The sequence below is a fragment of the Candidatus Pelagibacter sp. genome, assembly GCF_052046145.1.
GTDB lineage: Bacteria > Pseudomonadota > Alphaproteobacteria > Pelagibacterales > Pelagibacteraceae > Pelagibacter.
This window is the reverse complement of the sequence record NZ_JBNGZR010000001.1, coordinates 555,957-568,281: the sequence shown is the minus strand read 5'-3', so window position 1 is coordinate 568,281 and position 12,325 is coordinate 555,957. Positions and strand designations below refer to the sequence as shown.

Genomic DNA, 12,325 nt, shown 5'->3' with positions numbered 1-12,325 from the left:
TATATCACAATTCCTCTGAATATTAATTTTATTAACTCAAAGCAACTAAAATTATGATGAAAAAGATAGTTATTAAGGGCGCTAAAGAACATAATTTGAAGAATGTTACTGTAGAGATTCCAAAAGACAAATTTGTGGTCATAACGGGTCTATCAGGGTCAGGAAAATCATCTTTAGCTTTTGATACAATCTACGCAGAGGGTCAAAGAAGATATGTTGAAAGTTTATCTGCATATGCACGTCAATTTTTAGATAAAATGAAAAAACCAAATGTTGATTTAATTGAAGGATTAAGTCCTGCTATTGCAATAGAACAAAAAAATACTTCAAAAAACCCAAGATCTACTGTTGCGACTGTAACAGAAATTTATGATTACATGAGAGTATTATACGCTAGGGCAGGTATCCCCTACTCACCATTTACAGGTAAACCAATAACCTCTCAAACAATTACACAAATAGTAGATTTAGTTAAAAAATTACCAAAAAAATCAACAATATATATTTACGCTCCAGTGGTAAGAGGTCGTAAAGGTGAATATAAAAAAGATATTTTAAGCTACAAGAGAAGAGGATTTAGAAAAATTAAAATTGATAATGTTTTATATGATATAGAAAAATCACCTAATCTAGATAAAAAACTTAAACATGATATTTCAATCCTAGTTGATAGAATAGTTTTAAATTCAAAACTAGGAAATAGATTGGCTGAAAGTATTGAAACAGCTGTAAATTTAGCAAACGGTTTAGTGTTTGTCGAATATGAAGATGAAACACTTCCTCAAAAATTTAGAAAACTTGAAAAATTAATTTACTCTACAAAGTTTGCATGCCCTGAGAGTGGTTTTACAATTGAAGAAATTGAACCAAGACTTTTTTCATTTAACAGTCCCTATGGAGCTTGTGAAGAGTGTGAAGGAATCGGAATGAAATTAAACGTAGATCCAAATTTAGTCATTCCTGATGAAAGAAAAAGTTTAGCTGATGGTGCAATTGAACCTTGGTCAAAATCTACCACATTATATTATGCTCAAACTTTAGCATCTTTAGCAAAACATTATGGTTTTTCTTTAGATGAAAAATGGAAAAAATTACCCAAAAAAATTAAAGATATTATTCTTTATGGTTCAGATGAGGATGAAATTAAATTTAATTATGATGATGGATACGAAAAATATTCCTACAAAAAAACTTTTGAAGGTGTAATTAATAATCTTGAAAGAAGATTTTTAGAGTCAGATAGTGAATGGAAAAGAGAAGCTATTGCTGAATATCAATCGGATACAGCATGTGAAACATGTAATGGTGACAGATTAAAAGAGGAAGCTTTATGTGTTAAAATTAATGATCTTAATATTAGTGAAGTAACAAAAAAATCTATTTTAGATGCTGCAGAATGGTTTAAAAATTTAGAAAATAATCTTGATAAAAGACAATTCAAAATTGCCGAACATGTTTTAAAAGAAATAAATGAAAGATTAAATTTTCTTCTAAACGTTGGTTTAGATTATTTAACATTGTCCAGAGAATCTGGAACTTTATCTGGTGGTGAGGCTCAAAGAATAAGATTAGCTTCACAAATTGGATCTGGTTTAACAGGTGTATTATACGTTTTGGATGAGCCTTCAATTGGATTACATCAAAAAGATAACGTTAAACTAATTAATGCATTAAAAAGATTGCGAGATCTTGGTAATACAGTCATTGTTGTTGAGCATGACACAGAAACAATGGAAAATGCGGATCATATTATTGATCTTGGTCCTGAAGCTGGAAGTAATGGTGGTGAGATAACAGCACAAGGATCATATGATGAAATTAAAAAAGATAAAAATAGTATTACAGGTCAATATCTTGCTAATAAAAAAACAATTGAAATTCCAAATTCAAGACGTTTAGCTAAAAACGGAAGATTTGTAGAAATCAATGGTGCAAGTGGAAATAATCTAAATAATGTAAATCTTAAAATTCCAACTGGGACTTTTACATGTGTTACTGGTGTTTCTGGAAGTGGTAAATCTACCTTAATATTACAAACACTATTTCATGCTTTAAATTTAACATTAAACAATAAAGCAAGAAAAGCACCCAAATCATTTAAAGGTTACAAGGGCGTAGAGTTAATTGATAAAATAATTGATATTGACCAATCTCCTATTGGAAGAACTCCAAGATCAAATCCAGCAACATACACAGGAGCTTTTGGGCCTATTAGAGATTGGTTTACAAGTCTACCAGAATCCAAAACAAGAGGATATAAACCAGGAAGATTTTCTTTCAATGTTAAAGGAGGTAGATGTGAAGCTTGTGAGGGTGATGGTGTAATTACATATGAAATGCATTTTTTACCTGATGTTTATATACAATGCGATGAGTGTAAAGGAACAAGGTACAATAGAGAAACTTTAGAAATTAAATTTAAAGGTAAAAGTATTGCTGATGTTTTGGATATGTCAGTTGATGAAGGGTGTGAGTATTTTGAAAATATATCTAATATAAAAACAAAATTATTAACTCTTAAAAAAGTTGGATTGGGTTATATAAAAATCGGTCAGCAAGCAACTACCTTATCAGGAGGCGAAGCTCAACGAATTAAGCTTGCAAAAGAACTTTCAAAAAGATCAACAGGAAGAACAATGTATATATTAGATGAACCAACTACAGGGTTGCATCAACATGATATTAAAAAACTTTTAGAAATACTTCATACATTTGTAAAACTTGGAAATACAGTCGTTGTTATTGAGCATAATCTAGACGTTATTAAAACTGCCGACTACATTGTGGACATGGGTCCTGAGGGCGGTGTGAAGGGTGGTAATATTGTCGCCGAAGGAAAACCTGAGGAAGTATGCAAAGTTAAGGAGAGTTATACCGGTCAATTTTTAAAACCTCTTTTGAACTAGATTTAACAACTTAAAAAAATTCAAAAATTAGTATATAATAATCAAGAATCATGAGTAATTTATTATCATCTTTGTCAAAAACAGTTCACGCATCACTTGCATTAGCAATAGTTTTGTTTTTAGGATTATTTTATTTAAATGATGGAATAGCTTTTGATACATTATTCTGGAGCTGGTTGTTTAGATACATTCATGTGATTGTTGCAATTATGTGGATTGGATTACTTTGGTATTTCAATTTTGTCCAAATTCCTAATATGGGAAAAATTCCAGATGAACAAAAACCAGCCATCGGTAAAGTAATAGCACCAGCTGCACTATTTTACTTTAGATGGGCTGCTGCATTAACTGTTCTTTCAGGTTTAATTCTAGCTCTTCTTAATGGATATCTTCATGATGCAATGACTTTAAGTATTGGTTCGGGTGTACCAAAACATACTGCAATAGGTATTGGAATGTGGCTAGGAATTATAATGGCATTTAATGTATGGTTTGTAATTTGGCCAAATCAAAAAAGAGCTTTGGGAATTGTTGAAAGTGATCCTGACACAAAAGCTAAATCTGCTAAAACAGCAATGCTATTTTCAAGAACTAATACTCTGTTATCTTTACCGATGCTCCTTTCAATGGTTGCAGCACAAAACATATATTAAAAAATTAATATTGTAACTCTTTAATATTTTTGAATTGACTTAATGATTCAGGGTTAGCTAAGGCTTCTTTATTTTTTATTTCATTTCCTTCAATTATATTTTTGACAGCTAATTCAACAATTTTACCACTTTTAGTTCTTGGTATATCGTGTATTTGAATTATTTTTCTTGGCACATGTCTAGGTGATGCATTTTTTCTAATTTGTAATTTTAATTTTTTTAATAAGTTATTATCAAGTTGATACTTTGAATTTAAAATTACAAATAAAATTATCCTAACATCATTATCCCAAGATTGTCCAACAACTAAAGACTCTTTAATTTCTTTAAACCTCTCTACCTCAGAGTAAATTTCGGCAGTTCCAAGTCTTACACCACCAGGATTTAAAGTTGTATCTGATCTTCCCGATATTATTAATCCATTATTATTTGTTATTTGTGCGTAATCACCATGATGCCATATATTTCTATATTTATTAAAATAAGCTTTTTTAAATTTAGTATCTTTATAATCGTTCCAAAATTTTGAAGGCATTGACGGAAAAGGATTGGTACATACCAATTCCCCTTTCTGATTTAAAATAGATTTTCCTTTTTCGTTAAATACTCGAACATCCATACCCAAACCTTTGCTTTGTATCTCCCCTGCATGAACGGGTTGATATAAATTGCCCAAAACAAAACAAGAAACAATATCTGTCCCCCCAGAAATAGATGCTAAATGAATATTTTTCTTAATATTTTTATATACAAATTTAAAACAATCTGATGATAATGGAGATCCAGTAGAGCAAATAGTTCTTAGCTTTTCTAACTTATGAACTTTCTTAAAATTTTTTTTCGTTTTTCTTAAAGAATCGATATATTTGGCACTAACTCCAAATAAAGTTATATTTTCTTTATTGGCTATCTTTATTAGTAGATCATCACGTTTATACATTGGAAAACCATCAAATAATACAATTGATGCTTTTGAGGCTAAAACTGAAATTAGCCAATTCCACATCATCCATCCACATGTAGTGAAATAGAAAACATTATCATTTTCTTTAATGTCACAATGCAATTGATGTTCTTTCAAATGCTGTACTAATACACCTCCATTTTTATGACAAATACATTTGGGTTTTCCTGTTGTACCACTAGAATAAAGAATTATTAAATCATGTTCAAAATCAAATTTAGGAAATTTAAATTTTAAAACATCCTTCTTAATAATATTGTTCCAATAATGCGTTTTGATATTTTTGTAATTTGGTAGTTTTTTTAAAACAGGCTGACCAGGATAAATAGATATAATTACATGCTTTATAGAAGTAATTTTTTTAATTATTTTAGGAATTCTTTCTAAAATATTAATTTTTTTTCCATTGTAAAAATATTGATTAGTAACAATTAAAATTTTAGGTTTAATTTGAGAAAATCTCTCTATAACACCGTTAATTCCAAAATCAGGCGAACAAGATGACCATATAGCTCCAATAGCAACAGTGCCCAAAAAAGCTTCTACTGTTTCAGGTATGTTTGGCATATAAGCTGCTATTCTATCTTTTGGCTTAATATTTAATTTTTTAAAATTATTTGAAATATTTTTTACATTTCTATTTAATTCATTCCAATTACGTATTTCACGATAACCATTTTCACTAATAAAAGTAATTGCTTTCTCTTTTGTATTTTTTGAAAGTAAATTTTCACAAAAATTTAATCTTGAATTTGGTAAAAAAGTATTTTTATAAAATTTTTTTGATTTTTTAACTTTAGTGTTACTTTTAATACCTTTAACTTTTGAAAAATCCCACACACTGCTCCAAAAATCACCTTGGTTCTTAACTGACCAATCATGAATTTTTTTGAAATTTTCATTAAAATTTTTATTAAATCTTTTAGAAATAAATTTTTCAAATTTAAATAAATTTGAATTTTTTTTTGTTTTGCTGGAGGGTTTCCAAAGTCTCATATTCATAAAATAATTATAATACTTTGAAATAATATAATGAAATTTTAATTATTTTAATGATTAATTCAATTTATTTTGATCGTCTTCTCTCAAAACTGTTTTTTGAGAAACTCTTAATCTCACTAGAACAGTATTAGCTATATATATTGAGGAATAAGTTCCAAAAACGACACCTAATATCATAGCAAGTGAAAATCCTTTAAGTATCTCTCCACCAAAAAAATATATAGCTAATAAAGCTAGTAAAGTGGTTGCAGATGTTATGATTGTTCTTGATAAAGTTTCGTTAATTGAAATGTTTGTTAATTCAAAAATTTTAATATCTGAATATTTTCTTAGATTTTCTCTGACACGATCGAAAATGACTACTGTATCATTCATTGAGTATCCTACTATTGTTAATACAGCTGCTATAATTGATAAGTTTATTTCTAAACTAAATAGTGAAAAAACTCCTAGTGTTACAATGACATCGTGAAACAAAGCTAAAATTGCTCCTAGACTAAATTGCCATTCAAATCTAATCCAAATGTAAATTAACATTAATGCTAATGACAAAGATATTGCTATTACCCCTGATTTTAATAATTCGGCACTAACTTTAGGACCAACATTCTCAACTCTTCTAAAATCATAATTGTTTCCAAAAGATTTATCTAAGTTGGCTTTAATTTCTTCTATGATGTTCTTCTTATTGTCTTTATTTTCAAATTTTACTAAAAAATCAGTATCATTACCAAATTTCTTTACCGAAACATCACCTAAGTTCATTTGATTAAATCTATCTCTTAATGAACTAACATTTATTTTTGAGTCTGAGGCTCTTAATTCAATTAATGTACCACCTTTAAAGTCTATCCCAAAATTAAGTCCTTTAAATATTAACAATAATAATGAAACAACAATCAAAACTGATGATAATAAATTAAAGTGATTATAATATTTATTAAAAGCAATCATTAAATTAATTTTTCCTTATTTTTATTTCTTGATACATAAATACTAGTGAATAATCTTGCTATAAAATAAACTGAAAATAGTGTTGTAAATATTCCAACTCCTAAAGTTACAGCAAAACCTTTGACTGGACCTGAACCCATAAAAAATAAAATAATTGCAGCTAATAATGTAGTAATATTAGCATCTAAAATTGCTGTTCTTGATTTGGTATAACCACCGTCAAAAGCCAAAATATTATTACTCTCGTCTTTTAATTCTTCTTTAATCCTCTCAAAAATTAAAACATTTGCATCAACAGCCATACCTACAGTTAGAATAATCCCTGCAATACCAGGCAATGTTAAAGTAGCTTCAAATAAAGTTAATACTCCTAAAAGTATAAATAAATTAACTATCAAAGTTACATTAGTAATTAATCCAAAGATTTTATATTTTACAAACATAAAAATTATAACCAACATAAAACCTATTGCTAAAGCAATCATTCCTGCATTAATTGAATCTTGTCCAAGATCTGGGCCTACTGTTCTTTCTTCAATAATTTCTAATGGCGCTGGTAATGCTCCTGATCTTAATAATAAAGCTAAATCAGTTGCTGTTTGAAAAGTAAAGCCACCACTTATTTGACCAGATCCACTTGCAATCGTGTCTCTAACCACAGGGGCACTAATAATTTTACCATCTAAGACAATTGCTAGTTGCTTTCCAATACCAGTTGAAGTTGCCTTACCAAACCTTTTTGCACCTACTCTATCTAAAGTAAATGAAACAATTGTTTGGTTAGCTTGAGTGTCCATTTTTGGTTGAGCATCAAGTAAATTTTCACCACTTATTATAATTCTTTTACTAACTGTGACTTCATCTAAACCATTTTCAAATTTTAACTTTTCAACTCCAAAACGATCATTTTCGTCATTTGTTACAAATCGAAAAGTAAGGTTTGCAGTTTTACCAAGCAATGATTTTATTCTCGTTGGATCATCTAATCCAGGAAGCTCTACTAAAATACGGTTGTTTCCTCTTTTAAGTATGTTTGGCTCATTAGTTCCAACCTCATCTACTCTCCTTCTAACTATTTCTATAGCTTGATCTTGAGAAGAAGTTTTAAGTTTAATTAAACCCTGTTTTGAAAAATTAACTTTAAAATTTAAACCTGTATCTTCGATTTCTAACTGATGTGATTTAAATCTTGGGTAATAAGGGTTAAGGTCACTATTTTCGTCCTGAAAAACATCTAAGATAGATTGCTTATCATTTTCTATTACATTAAAAAAAATATTCTGGTTTTCTATCTTTATATTATTGATCTTAATATTTTTTTCTTTGAAGTAATTTCTTATAGTTGTTGTTAAGTTTTGTAGCTTTTGTTCAATTACAGGTTCATTATCGATTTCAAGTAATAGATATGATCCACCCTGAAGATCTAATCCAAGATTAATTTTTTTATCAAAAAAATTATCATCAAATTTAAAAAGATTTGATGAAGCAATTAAAATAAATAAAACTGAAAAAAGAGTTATAAATAAAATTCTTAACTTAGAGAAATAAAGCACTTAACTAAAAATAATTATTTTTTAACTTCTTGAGTATTTGTATTAACAAGACTTTGAATACCAGTTGATTTAACTATCTCAACTTTTACGTTTTCAGCTATTTCTACTTCAACTTTATCATTGTCTATAAGTCTCTCCACAGTACCTGTAATTCCACCAGAAGTAACAACCTTGTCACCTCTCTTAAGACTTTCAACCATTGCTTTGTGCTCTTTAACTTTTTTTTGCTGTGGTCTGATTAAGAAAAAATAAAAAATAACAAAAATTAAAATTAACGGTATAAATTGTCCTATTCCTGAACCTTCCATAAATCTCCTTATAAATTATGTGAATACTTATACTATCTGTGTAATTAAAACAACTTTATTTAGCTGAAATCAATTCCAAATTATTCATATACGGTCGCAGCACTTTAGGAACAATAATCGAACCATCTTTTTGTTGATAGTTTTCTAATACAGCAATTAAAGTTCTACCCACTGCTAAACCACTTCCATTTAATGTTCCAACAAAAATAGTTTCCTTGTTTTTATTTTTATATCTTGATTTCATTCTTTGTGCCTGAAATGTCGAACAAGATGAGCATGATGATATTTCACGATACTTGCTTTCTGATGGTAACCAGACTTCAATATCATAGGTTTTTTCTGCACTGAAACCCATATCACCTGAACATAAAATTACTTTTCTATAAGGTAACTCTAGCTTATCAAGAATATCTGTTGCACAATTTGTCATTCGCTCTAATTCTTCTAAGCAATTTTCTTTTTGTACAATACTAACCATCTCAACCTTATAAAATTGATGTTGTCTAATCATTCCTTTGGTGTCTTTCCCATAACTGCCTGCCTCTTTTCTAAAACAAGGTGTTGAGGCAACAAATCTCATTGGTAAATCTTTTTGGTCTACAATTTTATCTTTAACCATGTTTGTTAAAATTACTTCAGCAGTTGGAATTAAAAATTTTCTATCAGATCCTTCATCAAATTTTATTTCAAATTGATCGTTTTCAAATTTTGGTAATTGGCCAGTTCCATACATTGTATTATCAGATACAATCAATGGAGGTGAAATCTCTTGATAGCCATTTTTAACAATATGGGTATCTAACATATAGTTAGATAAAGCTCGTTCTAATAATGCTAGCTCTTTTTTAACAAATACAAATCTTGATCCGGTTGTTTTTGTTGCAAGATCAAAATCAAGCATGCCTAAATTTTCACCAAGTTCATAATGAGATTTAGGTTTAAAATCAAATTCAGGAACTTTTCCAGCTTTTAAAACTTCCACATTATCATTTTCATCTTTTCCAATTGGAACATCTTTATGAGGTATGTTTGGTATACTTGATAAAATATTGTCTAATTCAATTTTAGTATTTTTTTGCTGCTCGGTAATCTTTTCTAATTCCATGGATATTTCTTTAGATTTTTTAAATAAACTTTCATCTTTTGATTTTGAAATATCTTTTTTCTCTTTTTCTAAGTTTTCTTTCTTTTGAATTAAATCTCTATTTAATTCATCAAGTTTTTTTAAATTATTAAAATTAATTTTAACTGAACGTTTTTCAAGATCTTTCTCAAATTTTGAAAAATCTTTTCTAATTTCTTTTAAATTATGCATCAGTTTTTTCTAAATTTTTGTTTTCTATAATTTTTACTGAAAATATTGATAATTCATATAAAATTAATAAAGGAATAGCTAAACCTATTTGAGTAATTGGATCTGGTGGTGTAAGTAATGCAGCGGCAGCAAATATAATTACTACAACATACTTTCTTCTTTCTTTTAAAAATTGACTGTCAACAACACCTATTCTTGCTAATAAACTTAAAACAATGGGCAGTTGGAAACTTATTCCAAATGCAAAAATTAACTTCATAACAAGTGACAAGTATTCATTTACTTTTGCTTCTAATTGAATTGGTAGACTTGTAGACATCCCCGTACTTTCAAATGATAAAAAAAATTTAATAGCAAGAGGCATTATCAAATAATAAACAAGCATACCTCCCAAAAAGAAAAGAATAGGTGTTAAGATAAGGTATGGGAGTATCGCAACCTTTTCATGTTTATATAAACCTGGAGCAATAAATTTCCAAATTTGCATTAGAATAAATGGACAAGTCACAAAGAAAGCTGTGAAAAAGGATACCTTAATATATGTTAAAAAAGTTTCTTGTAATGCTGTAAAAATAAGCCTTCTATCAGACCCATCATCTTTTACAGCTTGAGCAAATGGATCAACTAAAAAACCATAGATATGTTCTGCAAATATGTAACAAATAACAAAAAAGATTATTAAAAATATAAAACTATGTATTAATCTTTTTCTTAGTTCTGTTAGGTGGCTAACAAATCCACCTTCATTTTCTTCATTGCTCATCTTTTTTTGTTTCTTTTTTTATTTCATTATCAATTTTTTCATCATCAATATCTAAATTTGAAACTTCATTCTGAATATTGCTCACATATCTTTTTGCAGTACCTATCCAAGACCCTGCTTTTTTTAACATGATTGGAAAATCTTTAGGACCAAGAACAACAATTGCAATGCCAACAACAATTAATATCTCAAACCAACCAATAGTAGGCATGTGATTTAATCTTTGTTTTCTGAGTCTTTATTTTCGTCGGAAATATTTTTTGGCTCTGTATCGTCAGTAACGTCTGAAGCCATTCCTTTTTTGAAACTTTTAATTCCCTTAGCAACATCACCCATCAGACTAGAAATTTTACCTCGTCCAAATAATAAGACTACTAATATAACTACGATTGCTATTTGCCAAATTCCTATGCTCATGAAAAACTTATAACCTTTTTATGATTAATTTAAAAGTTACTTTTTTGTTAATCTTTCTCTTCAGTATCAAGAGTACTGTTTAACATTTCATCTATATTAGAATAAATATCCTCTTTTTTTTCTTCTTGTTTTTCTTTGTAGAATTTACCAGTTCCAAAAATCGCATTATCAATACTGGTACTATCAATTAAACCAGCCGCACCTAGTTCATCAATTGTTGGTAAATCAGATAGTTTTTGTAGATTAAAATGGCTTAAAAATTCGTCTGTTGTAACATACTGAATTGGTCTTCCTGGTACATCTTTACGACCACCTGGCTTTACCCAATTAAGTTCCATTAATATTTCAAGAGTATTCGTTCCAAATGCAACACCTCTTATCTCCTCAATCTCAGCTCTAGTAACGGGTTGGTGATAAACGATTATGGCTAAAGTCTCAACTGCAGCTCTAGAAAGTTTTTTTTCTACCGTTCTCTCCTGTGACATAATATTTGACAAGTTAGGAGAAGTTCTGAAGGACCACTTTTCTTTTATACAAACTAGATTAATTCCACGTTTAGAGTATTCTTGCTGCAACTTTTCTAATGATTTAGATACGCTACCTTTTTTAGTAACTTTGCTTTCGATAGTATCAACATCTAATGGCTCAGCAGCAGCAAAAATTACTGCTTCAATTTCTTTTTCCAAATCAGATAGCTTAGATGGAAATTTAACGATATTATCTTTTGAAATTTTTTCTTTTTTAATCATTATTTTCCTTCACATAAATATCATCAAATAATTTATCTTGTTTCATAGTCAGGTTTCCTTCTTTAACTAATTCTAATGAACCAGCAAAAATTCCTGCTTTGCCAGTACGTTTATATTTTGTGTCGCTTTTAAAATTTTTAGGAATTAGATCATCTAATTTTTTCCAATCAATTAATTTACCAAAAAACTCTCTTATAGTTTTAATTCCGTCCTCTGCAGTAAAGACAGGTAATTTTGGAATATTCATTTTTTGAAAGTCTTTGGTCATAATAATTATTGAATATGACTTAAGTAGTTCAAATAAACTTAAATTATATTCTGCACTATAAATAGATCTGATATTTCCTTTCATTCCTCTTGATCTAATTTCTCTTCCCAATCTTTTTCTTTTTAGCATTTGTTCAGAAAGTAATCTTATTAGTTCTAATTTTTTTAGTTGTAATTTTAATTTTTCAGCAACTTCTTGAACTTTAAATTCTTCTTCTGGAGTTCCCGGAAGTAATAATTTAGATTTTAAATATGCTAACCAAGTTGCCATCAATAAATATTCTGAAGCAATTTCTAAATTTAAATCTTTTTCTTTTGTAATATAATCGTGAAATTGATCTGCTAACTTAGTTATTGATATCTCTTCAAGATCTACTTTTTGAGCTTTTGCTAAATCTAAAAGGACATCTAGAGGGCCATTATAATTATTTATATCAACATTGAATAATGCAGAATCAGAAATAGTCATACTCA

Annotated in this window: 12 protein-coding genes; 2 read left to right on the top strand and 10 right to left on the bottom strand. The window is 28.6% G+C overall.

Annotation, left to right across the window (positions count from 1 at the left end; all coding sequences use genetic code 11):
- Positions 1 to 53: 53 nt before the first annotated feature.
- On the top strand, positions 54 to 2,906 hold the full coding sequence (gene uvrA, locus ACTT88_RS02960; protein WP_440907866.1) for an excinuclease ABC subunit UvrA: 2,853 nt from the start codon (positions 54 to 56) through the stop codon (positions 2,904 to 2,906).
- A 50-nt stretch (positions 2,907 to 2,956) separates the two neighbouring features.
- Positions 2,957 to 3,559, top strand: a complete 603-nt coding sequence (locus tag ACTT88_RS02955; RefSeq protein WP_440907865.1) for a urate hydroxylase PuuD — start codon at positions 2,957 to 2,959, stop codon at positions 3,557 to 3,559.
- Positions 3,560 to 3,563: 4 nt separating this feature from the next.
- Here ACTT88_RS02955 and ACTT88_RS02950 read toward each other — a convergent pair whose 3' ends face one another.
- Genes ACTT88_RS02950 through ACTT88_RS02905 form a run of 10 tightly spaced genes read right to left on the bottom strand, consistent with a single transcriptional unit; the run spans position 3,564 to position 12,320 of the window.
- On the bottom strand, positions 3,564 to 5,519 hold the full coding sequence (locus ACTT88_RS02950) for an acetoacetate--CoA ligase (RefSeq protein ID WP_440907864.1): 1,956 nt from the start codon (positions 5,517 to 5,519) through the stop codon (positions 3,564 to 3,566).
- Between the two features lie 60 nt (positions 5,520 to 5,579).
- Positions 5,580 to 6,479, bottom strand: coding sequence for a protein translocase subunit SecF (gene secF, locus ACTT88_RS02945; protein ID WP_440907863.1), 900 nt, complete (start codon positions 6,477 to 6,479; stop codon positions 5,580 to 5,582).
- Positions 6,479 to 8,032, bottom strand: a complete 1,554-nt coding sequence (gene secD, locus ACTT88_RS02940; RefSeq protein WP_440907862.1) for a protein translocase subunit SecD — start codon at positions 8,030 to 8,032, stop codon at positions 6,479 to 6,481. The genes secF and secD overlap by 1 nt, the downstream gene beginning before the upstream one ends.
- A gap of 14 nt (positions 8,033 to 8,046) precedes the next feature.
- Positions 8,047 to 8,340, bottom strand: a complete 294-nt coding sequence (yajC, locus tag ACTT88_RS02935; RefSeq protein WP_023853826.1) for a preprotein translocase subunit YajC — start codon at positions 8,338 to 8,340, stop codon at positions 8,047 to 8,049.
- Between the two features lie 55 nt (positions 8,341 to 8,395).
- Positions 8,396 to 9,655, bottom strand: coding sequence for a serine--tRNA ligase (gene serS / locus ACTT88_RS02930; protein WP_440907861.1), 1,260 nt, complete (start codon positions 9,653 to 9,655; stop codon positions 8,396 to 8,398).
- A complete protein-coding gene (gene tatC / locus ACTT88_RS02925) occupies positions 9,648 to 10,418 on the bottom strand; it encodes a twin-arginine translocase subunit TatC (RefSeq protein ID WP_440907860.1) in 771 nt (256 codons plus the stop codon). The genes serS and tatC overlap by 8 nt, the downstream gene beginning before the upstream one ends.
- On the bottom strand, positions 10,408 to 10,629 hold the full coding sequence (tatB, locus tag ACTT88_RS02920; protein ID WP_440907859.1) for a Sec-independent protein translocase protein TatB: 222 nt from the start codon (positions 10,627 to 10,629) through the stop codon (positions 10,408 to 10,410). The genes tatC and tatB overlap by 11 nt, the downstream gene beginning before the upstream one ends.
- Positions 10,630 to 10,634: 5 nt before the next feature.
- Positions 10,635 to 10,835, bottom strand: coding sequence for a twin-arginine translocase TatA/TatE family subunit (tatA, locus tag ACTT88_RS02915; RefSeq protein ID WP_023853830.1), 201 nt, complete (start codon positions 10,833 to 10,835; stop codon positions 10,635 to 10,637).
- Positions 10,836 to 10,882: 47 nt separating this feature from the next.
- Positions 10,883 to 11,584, bottom strand: a complete 702-nt coding sequence (scpB, locus tag ACTT88_RS02910) for an SMC-Scp complex subunit ScpB (protein WP_440907858.1) — start codon at positions 11,582 to 11,584, stop codon at positions 10,883 to 10,885.
- A complete protein-coding gene (locus ACTT88_RS02905; protein WP_440907857.1) occupies positions 11,577 to 12,320 on the bottom strand; it encodes a segregation and condensation protein A in 744 nt (247 codons plus the stop codon). The genes scpB and ACTT88_RS02905 overlap by 8 nt, the downstream gene beginning before the upstream one ends.
- Positions 12,321 to 12,325 lie beyond the last annotated feature (5 nt).

What these genes read in the sequence shown, in the direction of transcription:
- uvrA (WP_440907866.1), top strand. Translation starts at nt 54, where the DNA reads ATGATGAAAAAGATAGTTATTAAGGGCGCTAAAGAACATAATTTGAAG.
- ACTT88_RS02955 (WP_440907865.1), top strand. Translation starts at nt 2,957, where the DNA reads ATGAGTAATTTATTATCATCTTTGTCAAAAACAGTTCACGCATCACTT.
- ACTT88_RS02950 (WP_440907864.1), bottom strand. Translation starts at nt 5,519, where the DNA reads ATGAGACTTTGGAAACCCTCCAGCAAAACAAAAAAAAATTCAAATTTA.
- secF (WP_440907863.1), bottom strand. Translation starts at nt 6,479, where the DNA reads ATGATTGCTTTTAATAAATATTATAATCACTTTAATTTATTATCATCA.
- yajC (WP_023853826.1), bottom strand. Translation starts at nt 8,340, where the DNA reads ATGGAAGGTTCAGGAATAGGACAATTTATACCGTTAATTTTAATTTTT.
- serS (WP_440907861.1), bottom strand. Translation starts at nt 9,655, where the DNA reads ATGCATAATTTAAAAGAAATTAGAAAAGATTTTTCAAAATTTGAGAAA.
- tatC (WP_440907860.1), bottom strand. Translation starts at nt 10,418, where the DNA reads ATGAGCAATGAAGAAAATGAAGGTGGATTTGTTAGCCACCTAACAGAA.
- tatB (WP_440907859.1), bottom strand. Translation starts at nt 10,629, where the DNA reads ATGCCTACTATTGGTTGGTTTGAGATATTAATTGTTGTTGGCATTGCA.
- tatA (WP_023853830.1), bottom strand. Translation starts at nt 10,835, where the DNA reads ATGAGCATAGGAATTTGGCAAATAGCAATCGTAGTTATATTAGTAGTC.
- scpB (WP_440907858.1), bottom strand. Translation starts at nt 11,584, where the DNA reads ATGATTAAAAAAGAAAAAATTTCAAAAGATAATATCGTTAAATTTCCA.
- ACTT88_RS02905 (WP_440907857.1), bottom strand. Translation starts at nt 12,320, where the DNA reads ATGACTATTTCTGATTCTGCATTATTCAATGTTGATATAAATAATTAT.